The 18,362-nt window shown below is 39.8% G+C and carries 12 protein-coding genes; 9 read left to right on the top strand and 3 right to left on the bottom strand.

Annotated elements, in window-relative coordinates; genetic code table 11:
• Positions 1–66 precede the first annotated feature (66 nt).
• Positions 67–1,311: an endo-1,4-beta-xylanase gene (locus LPB68_RS10750; RefSeq protein ID WP_232510131.1), complete on the top strand. Its 1,245-nt coding sequence runs from the start codon at positions 67–69 to the stop codon at positions 1,309–1,311.
• A gap of 68 nt (positions 1,312–1,379) precedes the next feature.
• Here the strand turns inward: LPB68_RS10750 and LPB68_RS10745 are convergent, their stop codons facing one another.
• Entirely contained in the window at positions 1,380–3,665 is a 2,286-nt protein-coding gene (locus LPB68_RS10745; protein ID WP_068654645.1) for a glycoside hydrolase family 127 protein, read from the bottom strand.
• A gap of 230 nt (positions 3,666–3,895) precedes the next feature.
• On the opposite strand from LPB68_RS10745, the gene LPB68_RS10740 reads away from it, so the two are divergent.
• From LPB68_RS10740 to LPB68_RS10725, 4 genes are all read left to right on the top strand, one after another.
• Complete coding sequence (locus tag LPB68_RS10740) at positions 3,896–4,750, top strand: AraC family transcriptional regulator (RefSeq protein WP_232510130.1); 855 nt, start codon at positions 3,896–3,898, stop codon at positions 4,748–4,750.
• 121 nt (positions 4,751–4,871) lie between these two features.
• On the top strand, positions 4,872–5,879 hold the full coding sequence (locus LPB68_RS10735) for an endo-1,4-beta-xylanase (protein ID WP_068654641.1): 1,008 nt from the start codon (positions 4,872–4,874) through the stop codon (positions 5,877–5,879).
• Positions 5,880–5,923: 44 nt separating this feature from the next.
• Positions 5,924–7,774 (top strand): family 43 glycosylhydrolase, encoded by a 1,851-nt coding sequence (locus LPB68_RS10730; RefSeq protein ID WP_068654639.1) that lies wholly within the window; start codon positions 5,924–5,926, stop codon positions 7,772–7,774.
• 15 nt (positions 7,775–7,789) lie between these two features.
• Positions 7,790–9,325 carry a glycoside hydrolase family 43 protein gene (locus LPB68_RS10725; RefSeq protein ID WP_068654637.1) on the top strand — a complete coding sequence of 512 codons (1,536 nt, stop codon included), beginning with the start codon at positions 7,790–7,792 and terminating at the stop codon, positions 9,323–9,325.
• 46 nt (positions 9,326–9,371) lie between these two features.
• Here LPB68_RS10725 and LPB68_RS10720 read toward each other — a convergent pair whose 3' ends face one another.
• The gene (locus tag LPB68_RS10720) at positions 9,372–10,142 is read right to left on the bottom strand and encodes a helix-turn-helix domain-containing protein (protein ID WP_068654635.1); all 771 of its coding nucleotides are present in this window, start codon (positions 10,140–10,142) and stop codon (positions 9,372–9,374) included.
• A 210-nt stretch (positions 10,143–10,352) separates the two neighbouring features.
• Between LPB68_RS10720 and LPB68_RS22280 the strand changes: the two genes are divergently transcribed.
• Both LPB68_RS22280 and LPB68_RS10710 read left to right on the top strand, forming a co-directional pair.
• On the top strand, positions 10,353–11,489 hold the full coding sequence (locus tag LPB68_RS22280; protein ID WP_082865544.1) for a winged helix-turn-helix domain-containing protein: 1,137 nt from the start codon (positions 10,353–10,355) through the stop codon (positions 11,487–11,489).
• 67 nt (positions 11,490–11,556) lie between these two features.
• Complete coding sequence (locus tag LPB68_RS10710; RefSeq protein ID WP_068654633.1) at positions 11,557–12,660, top strand: threonine aldolase family protein; 1,104 nt, start codon at positions 11,557–11,559, stop codon at positions 12,658–12,660.
• Positions 12,661–12,922: 262 nt separating this feature from the next.
• Here the strand turns inward: LPB68_RS10710 and LPB68_RS10705 are convergent, their stop codons facing one another.
• A complete protein-coding gene (locus LPB68_RS10705) occupies positions 12,923–13,777 on the bottom strand; it encodes an SDR family oxidoreductase (protein WP_068654630.1) in 855 nt (284 codons plus the stop codon).
• A gap of 239 nt (positions 13,778–14,016) precedes the next feature.
• Here LPB68_RS10705 and LPB68_RS10700 point away from each other — a divergent pair, with 239 nt between their 5' ends.
• Positions 14,017–15,162, top strand: a complete 1,146-nt coding sequence (locus LPB68_RS10700) for a family 8 glycosyl hydrolase (RefSeq protein ID WP_099458643.1) — start codon at positions 14,017–14,019, stop codon at positions 15,160–15,162.
• Between the two features lie 329 nt (positions 15,163–15,491).
• The gene (locus tag LPB68_RS10695; RefSeq protein ID WP_068654628.1) at positions 15,492–18,344 is read left to right on the top strand and encodes an ATP-binding response regulator; all 2,853 of its coding nucleotides are present in this window, start codon (positions 15,492–15,494) and stop codon (positions 18,342–18,344) included.
• Positions 18,345–18,362 lie beyond the last annotated feature (18 nt).

Below are 18,362 nucleotides of genomic sequence, written 5' to 3'. Positions count from 1 at the left end.
GTAACTAAGTGTAAGAACAAGTTCACGCGGGGCTTTTCTAATTTCCTGCGAAGGTGGTTTTTGTTGGTGAATTCCAAATTGAATAAAAGAATAATAGCTGTCGTTAGTGTTGTTATCTGTATTGCTTTGATATTCATTATTAATAACGGTCAACATGAGGCTGGAATTGTTAAAGATGAACCCACTAATGCAGTCATCGAGCCAACGAATGAGGCGGAACCTACTCCCACTGCAGAAGTGATTGTTAAGGAAATAGTAGAACCATCAGTAGAAGAAGGTATTCCTTCACTATACGAGGCATACTCGGGATATTTCCCGATTGGGGCAGCGATTGAGCCTTTCCAAACAAGTGGGCTAAAAGCTAATTTACTTAAAAAGCATGTCAATTGGCTTGTAGCTGAAAATGCAATGAAACCTGTCTCGCTTCAGCCTACAGAAGGGATCTTTAATTGGACTCAAGCAGATCAACTTGTTGAATTTGCTAAAGCGAATAATATCGAAGTCCGTTTCCATACATTGGTATGGCATAGTCAAGTAGGAGATTGGTTCTTTAAAGATAATGAAGGCAAGCCAATGGTGGACGAGACAGACGAAGCTAAGCGTGAGGTAAATAAAAAGCTGTTACTTGAACGTCTAGATACTCATGTGCGAACGATTGTTAGTCGCTATAAAGGCGATATAAAATCATGGGATGTTGTGAATGAGGTTATCGAGCCAGCTGACCCAGGTGGCATGCGTGCTAGTGAATGGTACAAAGTAACAGGAACGGAATTTATTGAGACTTCATTTCGTGTAGCCCGTGAAGCAGGGGGACCTGATATTAAGTTATACATTAATGATTATGGTACAGATGATGTGGCTAAGCGGGATCGTTTATACGAGCTAGTGAAAGAAATGCTAGATAAAGGAGTACCTATCGATGGTGTTGGTCACCAAACTCATATCAATATGAATTGGCCACCTGTTAGCTCAATTATTGAGTCAATGGAGATGTTCGCTGGGCTAGGTCTTGATAATCTTGTAACTGAACTAGATATGAGCTTATACGTATGGAATGATCATAATGATTATGGTGAAGAAATTCCAGAACAGATCCTGCAAAAGCAGGCTGACCGTTACCGTGAGTTGTTTGAAGCATTCAAGGCACATAAGGACATCATAAGTGGTGTCGTATTTTGGGGCATTGCCGATGATCATACATGGTTAAGTACATTCCCTATTACTCGCACGGAAGCGCCTTTTCTATTCGATAAGCAGCTACATGCCAAGCCGGCTTTTTGGGCTGTAGTTGATCCTGCTACAAGACAATAACTAACTATCAACTGATCAAAAGGAGCAGCATGTCATAAATCGACAGCTGCTCTTTAACGATATCAAAGTTATGGCTTAATAGTCCGCAAAACACCATAAACTCCGTTAAATCCGCCCATTACAGGAGCAAACCTGACAACGATTGATTCCTGATCTTCGGCAATTAGGCTTACAGGAATTTCGATTACTTTATCATAGAATTCTCGTTTTCTTTCATGGTGTAGAACGGTTTCTGTTGCTAGCAGATGACCGTTAACCCATATTCCAAAGCTTCTATCAGCATCTAAATAGCTGAAAGTAACTAATAGTCCGTTTCTTTGGCCTGGTAGGACCTTCATTTCATAACTGAACCATCCGTTAGCCTCTGCTCGTCTTCCATTCAGTCCCTCAAAGCTACCTGCATAAGTATGCTCGCCTTGGATGTAATGTTCCAACTCGTATTGGTCGTTACCTACTTGCACACTGTCAATAGTATTCTCTTTAAGGAGAAGTTGCTGATGGCTCTTCTTCTGATGATCACGCAATGCGTCTGAATCCGCTTCGACGAAGTTCCAGTAAATCCCGTATCTCTCGTTATGTTGTTTGAAATGCGGGGTAAAGACTAGCCTCTTTTCTTCATCCGTATTTCTCAGCACAAAGGCTAAGTCATCGTTCAACCGGACGAAATGCTGATCGAAGTCGTTAAACCATTCTTGTACGTTCATTCCAACAGGAGTGACGAAATCTTTAACAAGCATTCGCTTGGTTGGCACGCTGACAATTACGCCTGTTTTGGATTCGATCATATCTTCTGTACCCAATGCTGCGCTTAATACGACTGGACCATATTTGAAACCGACGACGTTTGGAGCATCTGCTAATGGATAGTAGGAGGCCACCATAGGGATTCGTAACTGAAGGGAGTCACCATTCATCCAGACCCTTTCAATGTGTGCATAGCCATCTCTAACTTTCGGTTGAATATGTTCGCCGTTAATAGTAAATGAAATTTCTCCTGAGGCCCACTCGGGGATACGCAGACACATAGTGAAGTGTTTATCACTATGATCAACTGTCTCAATCATTAATTGTGCCTTATCGGTATAAGGGAAATCTGTGTTCTGTGTAATCTTGATATTCTGTTCAGACCAATCTAACTGACTGCTCACATATTGATTGACATACAACTGCTGATCCAGTTGAAAGTAAATGCTGTCGTTTAGCTTGGTGAAGCTTTCCATTCCAGTTCCAGTACAGCACCAAAAATGCTCAAATGGAGAGGAATACACTTTGAAATATCCTGTAGCCATAGGCTGAAAATACATCGTCATCCCAGTATCCGGATGCTGAGATGAGAGAATGGCGTTCATATAAGTATTCTCATAGAAATCCGCGTATTTGATATCCTGTGTCAGCTTAAAGAGTTCTCGAGTAAGCTTCAGCATGTTGTAGCTATTACAAGTTTCGCAAGTGATGTCACTACGCTTACCATCGAGCAGATCAGAATCGCCGAAATGCTCGGATTCACTGTTTCCACCTGTGATATAGCTATGATGATAAACTACCATATCCCAAAATTTCTCAGCAGCTTCTCGATAAAATATTTCGCTTTCCCCTAGTGTCAAATAGCGATTCAACGCACCTAGGAATTTAGGAATTGTTGTATTGGCATGCTTCCCCTTAAGGATATCCTGACCACTACGGATCGCCTCAAAGAGGTTGATCTCATCGAATTGATGAGCTGCTTCTAAATGCCGTGAACTTTTGGTTAGTTTGAAGAGATCATAAAGGCAATCGTTCATGCCACCATACTCCACAGCGAGGACTGTTTTCCGCAATTCCTTAGACCATTTAGAAGTGCGATCTGCTACCCAATCTCCCAGTTTTGCTACGATGTCGTAGGCTGTTTGGTTGCCAGTCCCCTCAACAACGATAATGAGGCCAGCAATAATTTTGTGCATGGTGTACCAAGGAACCCAAGCGGGTTTCCTTTTTTCCACATTATCAAATAGCGTCTCTGGAAAGGCAGATAAATACCCATTATCCAATTGAGAGAGAGATAATTCATCTATGATGTATTCTAGCTTAGCAAGCAAGTCCGCGTTTCGATTCTGCATATAAGCCTGGGCGCATGCTGTTAAAAAGTGGCCTAATGTATGGCCTCTGATCTCTGTATCTTCCCAACCAGGATAGATGGTGGCTTTGGCTGGTAAGCCTGCAACCTCACGGAAACCAACCAACAATCGATCGGGATCATAACTTAATAAATAGGCCATTTCCTTCTCAAATGCGTTTACATGGTAAGCACCGGTAAGCTGGACATGACTCAAACCGATATTGTTCAAAGCTGCTATTCCCGATGTAGTATTATTCATTAAGATTCCTCCATATATAGTAAATTTCTCTTTTAGAAGACTTACTTAAGCTTATCGTTTTTCTTCAACTACGGAAATATGAGAAGGTTGGATTTGGTGTCAAAAGGGAAGGGGTTTGTAATTGGAATATTGAGCTCCTATTTATCCGATTTCCTAGTAATCATGGATCTAGGGGTGCCCTTTTGATAGAATAAATCTATTAAAAGTGTGAAAAAGTCGAAGGAAAAGGAATGAGTCTAATGATCCTTTATCAATTTAAAGTGGATAAGCCGATCGCACTGGACATGACGGGTAAATTTGTTTCGCCTTTCCCTGAATGGACACATATGAACCGGATTCTACTGGAATATGAGCTATTTATACAAACACGAGGTACATTGTATCTATCCAACGGCAAAGAACGCTTTACATTGAAGGAAGGGGAGTTCTTGCTCATGCCTCCCGGTACCCAACAATATGGTTTTCAAGAGTCTGATTGCAGCTTCTACTGGTTACATTTCACTACGGAAGATTTTGAGAGTTATGTAGATACCACTTATGAGCATGTTTATAAGCCTGGAGTCATAGTCATTCCACAAACAGGTGTACTGCGTAGCCCTGAGAAACTCATTGTGATGCTGAAACAATTGCAGGATTCCATACGCAGCTATAGCGAGGAAACTTTAAACAATTATTTAACGACAAGTATCTTATGTGAGATTTACAACCAAACCTTTTTTCTCCACAATCAATCCAAAAAGAAAATGAATCAGCAACTATTCAATGATATCGTGGATTATATTAAGTGGCATCGTCATGAGAATTTAAAAGTGTATCAACTTGCTAAATACTTCGGATATAACGCGAAACATCTCTCCAGCTTATTTTCTTCGATGGCTGGAATCTCCTTGAAACAATTTATGATTCAAGAGAAGATGGAGGTGGCGAAATATTTGCTGACAGATACGAATCAAAAAATCATTGAAATTTCCCTCCAGCTTGCTTTTCCAGACAGCCAATCCTTCACAAAAGCATTCAAGAAAAGTATGGGTATTACTCCTACGGATTACAGAAGTGCTTATGCCAACAGGTTGCTTAATTTCTAAACAAAAGGATCTTGTCTCATACCCATAACTAGGCAGGTATATGTACCGCTTTTCAACAGGTTGTTGTTCATATGATCAAACGGTATAGTTCATTATTATAGGTAGAGGAGTGAACTTTCATATGAATTATCGTAACCCGCCAAAGCTATGCGAGGAGTACGAACAGTATTTTCTGATTGGAGCAGCAGTAAATAAAATAACACTTAATAGTCAACAGCAATTGTTGAAACACCACTTTAATAGTATCACAGCAGAAAATGAGATGAAGTTTGAAAGTTTGCAGCCAATGGAGGGGCAATTTCAATTTGAAGTTGCTGATCATATGCTAGACTTTGCAAAAGGGAATAATATGGGTGTACGAGGTCATACGCTGGTATGGCATAATCAAACCCCCGATTGGATGTTCGAACAACGTTCAGGTGGCCTTGTTGATCGTGCAACACTTTTAGAACGAATGAAAGCCCATATTGACACGGTGGTTACTCGTTATAAAGGCCAGTTTTATGCATGGGATGTTGTCAATGAAGCAGTATCTGATAGTGGTAATGACATATTACGTTCATCGAAGTGGCTTGACATTGCAGGGGAAGAGTTTATTGTAAAAGCATTTGAATATGCTCATGCTGCCGATCCAAGTGCTCTACTATTCTATAATGATTACAATGAATCTGATGCTGTAAAGCGAGATAAAATCTATCATTTAGTGAAGTCATTAAAAGAAAAGGATGTACCTATTCATGGTATTGGCATGCAATCACATTGGAATCTAGATCATCCTTCTCTTGACGATATTCGCCGGACGATTGAACAATATGCTAGCTTAGATGTCACACTTCATATAACTGAAATGGATCTATCAATGTTTCAATTCGATGATCGTCGAACCGATTGTATAACTCCAACTGAAGAAATGCTAGCAAGACAAGCGGAGCGATATGGTCAATTATTTAAGCTATTTAAGGAATATAGTGAACATATTACGTCAGTAACGTTTTGGGGAGCAGCGGACGATTATACTTGGCTAGATCATTTCCCAGTACACCATCGTAAAAATTGGCCTTTTCTATTTGACACGGAGCATAAGCCAAAGGAATCATTTTGGAATGTGGTTAATCTTGCTAAATCCTAATCAGCCTTGTAAGTTAGCTGACGATTATACAGTGGAGGATGTCTATGGATCATAATAGTTGCTACACGTCAGAGGAAGAGATGAATGTATTATGTTATACGAGATCACCGTTAGCGGAACATATTTATTCTCCGAAGTTAGCATACAGCATGCATCTAGCCATTAGTAATGATGGTGTAAACTACGAGCAGTTGAATCATAACAGTGGTGTATTGTTTGCAAAATCCACTGTCAATAACGGCGGAAGTTTGATAGCGAAAAGCTTAAAAAATCCATATATTTTCGAACTTGAAGATGGTAGATTTGGCGTTATAGCCGTGCGAACAGAAGCTGATGGGGAAGTAGACAAGGCAAGTAGTGGCTGTATATTGCTATATGTTTCTACTGATTTATTGAGCTATGAAGAGATAGGATTACTAGATTTGAAGGGGAATATCGACGTATATGATGCCATGTGCGAATTTGATACGGAGACAACACAATATGTGATTCGCTGGTGTGATGAGTTAGGTAACTATTTTCAAAATACATTACGTAACATAACAGATGTTCATAGCATATCCTTACCTATCAACTCGGAGAAGTTCTCGCTTTCCTCGATACATACAGCAATAGAGGGAGCAATGGAACGAAACGTTATTCAAGTAGATTCAAGGGTCGGGAAACGTCTTAGAAACAAATTATGTGCTATTAAGAATACGGAAATGTATATACCTGCAACAAGCATAGCTGAATCGGTAAATGAGCTTGCCAATATAAGAGCGACCGCGATATACAGTGATGGCTCTACAGCTACGAAAAATGTAGCATGGGATACAAGTAATGTGGATTGGAATGTTGGAGGAACGTATCAGATTAGTGGGACAGTGCAACAAGAGCATTATAGCTTTCCAATGGCTATTCATCGAGCTGACCCAGCAGTAGTTAGATGGAATAATCAGTATTACTTTATTGCAACAGATGATAGTAGCCATGGAAATTTATGCTTATATGTTCGAGAATCAGATACAATTCAGGGGCTTGGACATGCAAGTGAGCATTTAATCCTCGATAAGCATATGTATCCATCGTTAAAGATCCACTTTTGGGCACCGGAATTTCATGAAATTGGTGAGGATTTGTATCTTTATTTTGCTTGTAGCAGTGGAGAGTTTATCGATATTCAATGTCATGTTATGAAATTGAAAAGCAATGGCAATCCGACACATGCGAGTGATTGGGAAGCGCCAGTGAAAATGGAGAAGCAAGATGGATCTTATTTATTTGACGCAGGAATTACGTTAGATATGACCTACTTCGAGGTTGACGAGAAGCATTATGTTGTGTGGGCGCAAAGGCAGTTTGATCCAATCGATCTCGGTTCATGGCTCTATATTGCCACTATTGATCCGAGCGAGCCTTGGCGATTACAAGATGATCCCGTATTAATCTCACGACCTGATTATGGATGGGCGAATAATCAGACATTTGTTGATGAAGGAGCATTTGCCATCATTGCCGAAGATAAGATTTACTTAACATTTTCCAGTGCACTTGTTAATGCAACCTATTGTGTGGGTCTATTAACAGCTGAGCGGGGCACAAATCTATTAGATTCTCAAAGCTGGGTAAAAGGAAACTATCCACTGCTTACTTCTCGCTCCGTTGAAGGAGAGTACGGTCCTGGTCATAATTCTTATATAGAGGATGACGCGGGAAATCTATTAATGATATATCATGCTAGATATGGTCTAGAAGCTCCAAGAAGCACAGGGATACGCCGAGTTCATTTCGCAGCAGATGGTTCGCCAGTATTAGATATGATAGAAGCCAATGATCTGAATGACACATTGAAGAATGTAACGATGCAGCTGATCGTACCTAACAAGGAAGCTGTAAATGAATCTATATCGTAAGGGAGGGATAGTAAGATGGGTAACGGTTTAATTACTAATCCAATCATCTGGGCGGACGTACCAGATCCAGATATTATTCGAGTCGGTCATCATTATTATATGGTTAGTACAAGTATGCATGTTATGCCTGGCTGTCCTATTATGAAGTCACAAGATTTGTTGAACTGGGAGATCGTTAATTACGTCTATGACAGCTTCGAGAATAATGATGCTCATAATATGGTTGATGGGAAAAATATCTATGGTCAAGGTTCTTGGGCAGCTAGTTTGCGTGAACATAATGGCCTGTTTTATGTATGTTTTTCAAGCAATGACATGCATCAGTTTTATATGTACACAACCGATGATATTGAAAATGGAAATTGGCAACGCTCTGTAATCAATGGTTTAATCCATGATCCAAGCTTACTATTTGACGAAGATAGAGTATTTGTTATTTATGGAAATGGCGGTATTTATATTACCGAGTTGACAGCAGATGCAACAGCAGTCAAAGAGGGCGGGATCGCTCAGCTACTATTAGAAACTGAAAGTGAAGGCATTGGTCTACGATGTGAAGGATGTCATGCGTATAGAATAGATGGAATATACTATCTATTTTTTATCGAATGGCCGACAGTAGGCAATAAGCGTCGCAGACAAATATGCTATCGTTCCTCTAAGCTTCTAGGACCTTATGAACGGAAAATTATTTTGGATGATGATATGGGCTATAGTAATAATGGAATTGCCCAAGGAGGTATTATTGAAACACAAGATCATAAGTGGTATACGCTATTATTTCAGGATCATGATGCTGTTGGAAGAATACCGGTCGTACAGCCTATTGAATGGCTTGATGGCTGGCCGATCATTGGTATAGATGGTAAAGCTTCAGAAACGTTTGCAACAGATTTTCCGTACACACCTTCAAAACCAATTGTAATGAGTGACGAGTTCGATTATGAAGAAAATCAATTGGCACTGAATTGGCAATGGAATCATAATCCGAATGATCAGCTATGGTCAGTTACGCAACGAGACAGTCACCTACGATTAACGACGGGCAATGTTGTAGACAGTGTGCTCAAAGCTCGTAACACGCTGACACAGCGTACGGAAGGACCAGCATGTGTAGTAACGTCTGTGATGGATATTTCGAATATGAAGCATGGCGATCATGCTGGATTGATTGCCTTGCAGAATCTATTTGGTACTGTTGGTGTTAAAGTAGACAGCAATGGCGATAGAGTTGTCGTGATGAGCGTGAACGATGGTGATGGTATGGAAGCAATAATTGAATCTTTGCCATATGACCATAGTATCATCTATTTCAAAATTGAATTTAATTTTGAAAACAGTATAGATATCGCAAAATTTTATTACGCTTCAGAAGATGGGCAATGGATCGAAATTGGATATCCTTTAGAAATGAAATATACATTGGATCATTTTATGGGGTATCGAATCGGACTATTTAATTATGCAAGTTTAGAGACTGGTGGCTACGTTGATATTGATTATTTCCACTTCGCGAAGCTAGTTAATGGAACATATACAATTATGAAATAACAGCAAAAAACACCAGATACCTGGTGTTTTTTTGTTGAAGGATTATTCAATTTGCTTGAGAAAAATCATATTTCTTGCGGTACTCATTGGAGCTAAAACCAGTATATTGTTTGAACTTTTTGTAAAACCAGTCGATCTCGGTATAACCTACCTCATTCGCAATTTCATATATTTTCATGTCGGTTCTTTTAAGTAATAATTTTGCCTTTTCCATTCTTTGTTGTAGTAAATAATCATTGAAAGACATATTCTCATGCAATCTAAACTTTTGACCTAAATATGCGCAGTTAAAATGAAGTATGCTCGATATTTTTTTCAATGTAACATTTTGATGCATATCATCCTGAACATATTTTTTAACGATTTCGATAATCGAGATGGTGGGTTCATTTTTCTTTATTGGCATTGTAGGATGGGGGAGATAATTCGGTTCATATGATAAATTATTAGTAAGCGCTTTCTTTAGTGCTGTTAAACTTGTCTTTAAGGCGGACTCATGCAATGGATCGGTTAAATAGTCATTGATCTGATAAGTTAATGCTTTTCTAGCAATTTGAAAATTATCCTTCCCACCCATAAGAATAATTGGAATACGACTCTTACTGCGGATTTTCCTGCAAAGTAATATTCCACTCGAATTGTAGCCTTTAATATTAATAAGAATGAGGGAGAAATGCTGTTTCTCAATTAAATGAATAACATCATGGAATTGCTTAGTATAAGCAGTCACCTTAAAATCAATGTCTAACCTATCAATCAAATTTGTTGTTTCGTGTAGTGTGAAATCGTTTGGATCAACAAGCAAAATGTTATACATGGAACTTTCCCCCTTTTGCTTTATAGGCTAAGTTGAATTGTAATTGTATACGCTTTAATTATGGGAAATAAGAAGTTAATAAACAATGTGCATATCTTTGCTCTTGTTGCATTTGTTTACTAGTTGATAAAAGTAATAATTATAGTGCTAATAAACCTATAATTAGACAGGTTAACAGTCCTTGCGGAAACGATATGTGAGTATTTTAATATGTTCGAAGTCCGATCGATCTATGTGACTAGTGCAGATGAGTGTGAACAGTTTTTACGGGATAATGAAACATCGTTGATCCTTCTGGACATCAATCTCGGGGATACATCTGGGTTCGATTTGTGCAAAAGACAACGCCAGACAACGCAGATTCCTATTCTGTTTATTAGTGCTCGTTCTAGTGATGACGATGTTCTGATTGCACTGAATATAGGTGGAGGCGATTACATACAGAAGCCATATACGCTCAGTATATTGCTCGCTAAAGTGAAGCCAGTGCTCAAGAGATATGGTGGAAATAGCAGTTCTTCTGAAATATTAGAGTTCGGGAAGGTGAAGATCGATTGTATGCTAAACCGTGTACGTGTAAATGGTGCAGAGATCAAGCTCAAAACATTGGAATATAAGTTAATCTGTTACTTGGCGAGAAATAAAAATAGAGTGGTCACTAAGGAAGAGTTGTTCCAAAACGTCTGGGGGGATTCTTTTACTGGAGATGGATCACTAAATGTACATATCCGTCATTTGCGCGAGAAAATTGAAGTGAATCCTAATAATCCGCAATATATGAAAACTGTATGGGGAACGGGACACGTTTTAGAGGATAGGATTGATGGTCACAGCTTTAACTTTACCTGGTGTACAGCAACTGATTTAGACTATACAGGTTCGTTATTCCATGTTTATCTGAAAGATACAGATAACGCAAGCGCAATCCGAAACATCAAAGAACAGTACGGGAATTTAACAGAGGATGTAATAGATGCAGACGAAACAATAAAAAGGCAAAGTGGTATATACGTATCAGCTGTGTTTTCCTTTATGCTTATGATCCTCTCGATTACGGTATTGGTCGTTATTATGATTCTTTATCTTGTGATAAAAACTATAATACTCAAACGCAAGAAGGAGTTTGGCATCATGAAAGCGATAGGATATACTACATTTCAACTTATGAACCTGATTGCGATGAGCTTTGTTCCTATTGTGATCATCGGTGTTATAATAGGCAGTATATTGGGTATATTTTACACTAATTCACTACGGTCCTTGCTACTTTCTAGCGCTGGAGTTAAGAATGTGCAATTTATTGTAAGTATTCCCCTTATTGTCTCACTTTGTGTCGCGGAGAATTAAGAGGATATCAGCATATGGCCTGATTACGGAATAGTTCATAGATAAAATGAAGAGGTGTAGTAACGAGATGGACAATACGAACAATAAGAAGTCTTTATCAGAAGTTTCTATTGAAACGGCTTATGAACTTGGAGGCCATGGTAAACGGAATGTTCAAATATTAATAGAAGCTTTGAAAGATATCGATGGAAATCTGGGAAGTGACATGTATGGTAAAGGCAAGGTGATCGAAGACTTCCAGGATCAGATGGCGCAACATTTAGGGAAGGAAACAGCGGTGTTCTTCTCAAGTGGAACGATGGCGCAACAAATCGCCTTAAGAATATGGTCTGATCAAAAAGAAGTGAAACGAGTTGCCTATCATCCTTTATGTCACCTAGAGATTCATGAACAAGATGGGTTGAAAGAAATACATCATATCGAGCCGATCTTACTTGGGGAGAAGAACAGATTAATAAGGCTGGAAGATGTCCAGAACATAAAGGGAGATATTGCTTGTTTATTGCTTGAATTACCTCAACGTGAGATCGGAGGACAACTACCGGATTACGCAGAACTTGAGGCTATCTCCTCTTATTGTAGGGAACAAGGGATCAAGCTACATCTGGATGGGGCTCGACTTTTTGAAGTCCTACCTTATTATCAAAAAACAGCTGACGAGGTATGTGCACTCTTTGATAGTGTATATGTATCCTTTTATAAGGGAATTGGTGGAATTGCGGGTGCAATTCTAGCTGGGGACAAGGATTTTACGAGTCAATCAAAGATATGGAAACGACGCTACGGGGGAGATTTAATCAGCTTGTATCCTTATGTCATAAGCTCGGATTACTATTTCCAGAAGCGCGTGAATAAGATGGCACAATATTATGAGGAAGCTAAAGAATTGGCGGGATTGTTCAATCAGTGCCATGGTGTTACGACTATGCCAGCAGAGCCGGTATCGAATATGTTTCATGTTCATTTTGATGTATCAGCAGAGCAGCTTGAGCCTATATTGAAACGGATTTATGAGACGACAGGAGTGCGCTTAACGCAACATCTAAGGAACATTAACGAAACAAGTTGCTATTCTGAACTAGCTATTGGAGACCTTTATTCTGAAGTACCCAAGGATAAGCTAAAGGCAGCATTCCAACAGTTGGATGAAGAAATAAGACTACTACTATAGTTGTTCACAAAATATAAGAAAGTATAAGTTTCACTTGAATCAATTTCATAATCGCCGATGCAGCTAAATCGGGTTGCGTAATTATGAAATTGATTCTTGATACTCTATTTCTTATATTTCCGCAGAGACGGATACCGTCCTTGAAAGAGGACGGTGTTGCCGTTTCTGCTTGATGTAGCAGACTTGTTAACTATAACAGGTCTGCTTTGTTTGTTGTTAGATGCACTGTCTAACAAATGGAATCAACTTGAATTGGATTTAACTATTTACCCTTGCGCGTTTTCTCAGCTAAAATATCCCATTGCTCCTCAGTAATCTCAAGAAGGTCGTTGAATTCTCCTGCCCCTTGAAGCCATTCTCCTCCATCAATAGTAACGACTTCCCCGTTGATATAACTGGCATAATCTGAGATTAAGTAAGAAGCCAAATGAGCAAGTTCTTCCTTATTCCCTACACGACGTAGGGGGATTCGGTTGATCATCTGTTCTTCTATTTCCGGCATTGGCATAAGTCGAGATGTTGCGCCTTCTGTTGGGAAGGGACCTGGAGCAATAGCAACTTGACGTATGTTGTAACGTGCCCACTCGACTGCAAGTGAGCGCGTTAATGCTAACACGCCGGCTTTAGCTGCAGCCGATGGAACTACAAAAGCCGAACCTGTTGAAGCATAGGTGGTTACGATATTCAACATAGTACCTGGATGCCCTTGTTCAATCCACCTTTTACCGATTTCTAAAGTAGTGTACATGGTTCCATGTAGCACAATATTTAAGATGGCATCTACCGCTCGGGGAGAGAGACGCTCGGTAGGACTTATGAAATTTCCAGCGGCATTATTGACTAGTACATCGATTTGACCGAATCGCTGTTCCACAGCATCCACTAGGTCATGAATTTGGTCAGGATCCCGAACATCAGTCACTTTGTAGAACACATCATGCCGATCTAGGCTTAGCTCTGTAGCTGCCATCCTTAATGTATCCTCGCGCCGACTCGCAATAGCTAGTTTTGCCCCAAGTTGTAGGAACTGTTCTCCCATAGCTCGCCCCAATCCTGTAGCACCACCTGTGATCAGAACAACTTTGTCTTGTAACAAATCCTTGGCAAAAGGTCCCATGATCATTCTCCTTTATTAGAATATAAGAAAGTGGATGCGTTTCAAATAGATTATGACGTATTGATGGTGATGATGCTACAGAAAAGATCCGTCGCAGCTAAGTCTATGAGACAACTGCTTGGTTGATTTGGGTAAATAGTTGCTTGATATGTGCATGGAACTCCGTTGCTTGGAGTGGTAATTTAATGGTGAGTATTAAAATATCATCATTTGCAACGGGAGAGGAAGGCTGTATACCTATGACAGGATATCAACATAAAGGCTCTTTTTATACCGGACAGTATCGGAATTTACTTAAGGATTATGGAATAGATCAACAAGAGATTAATACGCGTCTAGAGGATACGTGGTCGAAATTATTTGAAGGTGATGAGGATACACGGATTTATTACCCGCAAGGTGAGGATATGGGTTATATGTTGGATACAGGTAACCTCGACGCTCGTAGTGAAGGTATGTCCTATGGGATGATGATGGCTGTTCAGCTTAACCGCAAAGATGTATTCGATCGTCTATGGAATTGGACAATGACTCATATGTATATGACGACGGGTGTACATGCTGGATACTTCGCCTGGTCTTGTAAACCAGATGGATCACGACTAGCCAACGGACCCGCACCAGATGGAGAGGAATTCTTCGCAATGGCACTATTCTTCGCATCCCATCGCTGGGGGGATGGAGAAGCTCCCTATAATTATGGAACGCAAGCGCGTGACTTACTCCGTACTTGTATTCATAGAGGAGAGGACGGTGTTGGGTATCCGATGTGGGATCCAGATAACAAGCTAATCAAGTTCATACCGGAATGCGATTATTCGGATCCGTCTTACCATTTGCCACATTTCTATGAACTGTTCGCTCTCTGGTCATACCCAGAGGATCGCGCATTTTGGAAAGAGGCGGCTGTCGCTAGCCGGGTGTATCTAACTATTTCATGTCACCCTGTGACTGGATTAGCACCAGAATATGCTCATTATGATGGTACGCCTAATAATGATAGAGGATATGGACATTTCTTCAGCGATTCCTATCGGGTTGCTGCCAATATCGGTTTAGATTGGGAATGGTTTGGAGCAGATGAATGGGAATGCGAGGAAGCGAACAAGGTACAGGCTTTTTTTGCGGATAAGACACCTGAAGACTATCGGCGATATACCGTAGCGGGTGAAGCCTTTGATGAGAAGTCGTTACATCCTGTTGGTTTACTTGCCACCAATGCGATGGCTTCTCTTGCTGCAACGGGGCCACATGCCCAGGCGAGTATTGAGTTGTTCTGGAACACACCACTGCGAACGGGTACTAGAAGATATTATGATAATTGTCTTTACCTGTTTACATTACTTGCACTTAGCGGTAACTACCGTATCTATCTTCCGAAATAATTATAATAGAGTATTCGTGGAATCGATGATCCACTTAAACAAGCCACAATCACATGTGCAGTTCACATGCGTTTGTGGCTTGTTTTCTTTCGAAATATAAGAAAGTACAAGTTTCAATTGAACCTCTATTTCTTATATTTCGGCAGAGACGGATAACCATTGTTCTTATCATATTTTAAAGATTAATAGTGGACATTCGAAGGTATATTAAATTTTTTATTTTAATATAGAGGAAAAGTGCGAAATTTGTCGAATTAAGTCAAATGTACAAAGAGTGGTCAATAATTAAGAGCCTTCCAAGTAATAGGATTGCTCAAGAGGGGATTTAAATGAATAGATTCAAGGAATATATCAAACATAGTATTAATATAAGGATCATAACAATCATGATGGTTGGTTTTACGCTCATTCTAGTCGGTGCTTCCGTCATGGCCTTGAGTACTATCACCATCATCCGGAATTACGATGATAAGATCAACAATATGAATCGAAGTCATGACCATATTTCGGATATCGCTAACCAAACGAATGAAATTATTCTACGAGTAAGAGGTTATTTTGCATATTTAGATCGTTATGAATATGAGCAGATTTTTAATGTCAAGAAGGAGTTAGATAGGTCAATAAGTTCTTTCAAGAGTACTCCGTTGTCAAGTGAAGAAGCGAAGCTTGTTCGAAATGTAGAAAATTTTTTCGATGAGTATTTAATGAGTATTTTACCTCAAGGGCTAGTGTTCGCTGAGAAAGGGGATTATGACGCACTGCGTAACTTAATTACCTTGGGTGTGAATAGTCCCGTTAATGAAATAATCTCCTTCGCACACGAATCAGAGAAAGAAATTCGTGTGCAGTTGAAAAATGAGAATGAGATACTGCTTGAAAAGTTGTTTTTTCGAGGTGTCAGCTTTATTGTCTACACAATTATGGTTCTCTTCTTATCAATCTATATGAGCAGAAAGTTGTCGAAGGATATTGGAAATCCCTTAAGGCAACTGTCTCGATATGCGATGTATTACGCTGAAGGTGACAAGATACAACCAGATATTTTGGAACGAAAGGATGAAATCGGACACCTGTCTAGATCCTTGAACAACATGATTTATGAGATACAAGAGAAGAATGAGGAGCTGCTTGCTCAGAATGAGGAACTTCTATCTCAGCAAGATGAGCTACAAGCCCAACAGGATGAACTTCAACAAGCTCTTATCCAGATGGAAGAGAATGAATCATATTTGAATAAACGATATGTGTTTACGCAATCTATAGCCAATACATTAGATAAAAAAGAGCTCTTGCACAGCATCATTCGTAATATGGTAGAGGTTACCTCTTCGGAAAAAGGGATTCTCATATTAATGAATGAGACACAGGACCATGCCGCGCATGGAATCTCCCAGGAGGAAATTTCACAGTTTATGAACGGATTTATGCAGAGTGCTGCCATTCGATCATTGTATAGTAAGCAATTGTATTTACGGGAAAGAGATGCGACCCCAGGAGAGAAGGGGTATATTTCAGAACCTCTTTCAGCGTATGACTTGTTTCTACCTATATATAAAGGGGATGGGAACATTACGGCTTGTATGGTACTAACCCGTGTGGGTAAGTGCTTCGGGGATCGTGATCAGAAAGAAATAATCAGCCTAGTGGGACAAATCTCACTATCGCTTGAGAAGTTAGAGATGTTCGAAGCTACGGAAGGGCAGCGGCAGCTGACCCAAGATATGATGAACACTATTCAGGAAGGCGTCCAGTTCATGAATCTTAACGGACAGTCCTTGCAGGTAAATCATAAGCTATATGAACTTATGGGGTTATCCTATGTCGATTCTGAATTGGATGGGATGTCTTTACAAGATTTTATGGCATTACTTGCTCCCAGAATTGAGGACTTTAAGTCATTATATGAATTTATTGAAAATGCTTTAAGTGATAATTTAGGTCAGATCCAAAGTTTGAACTATGTGCTTAAGGGCGAAGAGACTCGATACATACAAATCTATTGGGAACCTATATACCACAATAAGCAGAAGTTCGGCATACTACTCGTTCATCGTGACATCACGAAGGAGTATGAGGTCGACCGGATGAAATCCGAATTTGTGAGCACGGTTAGCCATGAATTACGAACGCCACTTGCTAGCATTCTTGGTTTCTCGGAACTGATGTTACACCGGGAGTTGAATCCGGAACGTCAACGTAAATATACGGCTACGATTCATCAAGAGGCCAATCGATTGACATTACTAGTTAACGATTTTTTAGATCTCCAGCGAATGGAGAATGGCATGCAGTTTTATGATTTTAGGCCAGTGGATATGATTCATCTTATCGAGGAAGTGAAGGAGATTCAGCAAGCCAGTACCACCCATCATAGAATAATAAGTAACTCATCTCATGAGAAAATGGTAGTCCTTGGAGATCGAGATAAGCTATATCAGGCAATGGTCAATTTGGTGAGTAATGCAATCAAGTACTCACCAGATGGTGGGGATATTATCATATTTTCCCATCAAATGGGCGATAATATATGGATTGAGATTACAGATAAAGGCTTAGGAATTCCTGCTCAAGCTATTTCGAGCCTTTTCACCAAATTCTACCGAGTTGATAGCTCTGATCGATCTAAGATTGGAGGGACGGGCTTAGGACTTGCCATTGTTAAAGAGATTGTAAGTCATCATCAGGGTGATGTGAGTGTGAAATCCCAATTGGGAGAAGGAAGTTCCTTTTCAATCATTTTACCAATCTATAAGAGTGATATTGCACCGATTAGTACAAGCCAACTATCGACAAACATAGGTGAAGACACTCCAGTAAATGTGATGCTTGTGGAGAATGATATTAATTTAGCCGGTATGCTTCAAGAGGAACTAGTGGAGAAGGGATATCGAACCACGATCTATTCAGACGGAGTTAATGCTATTCGTGCAATGGAGGAACAGCCGCCCCACATTATAGTCCTAGATTTGAAGCTTTCTCCTGAAGTGAGCGGATGGGGGGTTATTGAGCGGATGAAGAGCTCTGAACAATTGAAGAGCATCCCTATTATCATTTCTAGTGCTTTTGAAGATAAGGGGAGGGCTTTGCAAATGGGTATCTCGCATTTTCTTATTAAACCGTATGTAACTGTGAAGTTATTTGAAGCGATTGAGGATATTTTGAGTATAAGAAAGATATAGCAAGTTATGATTGAATTG

It is taken from the genome of Paenibacillus crassostreae (assembly GCF_001857945.1).
Classification (GTDB): Bacteria; Bacillota; Bacilli; order Paenibacillales; family Paenibacillaceae; genus Paenibacillus_AQ; species Paenibacillus_AQ crassostreae.
Note: the sequence above shows the minus strand (reverse complement) of the source record. Positions and strands in the feature narration are given on the sequence as shown.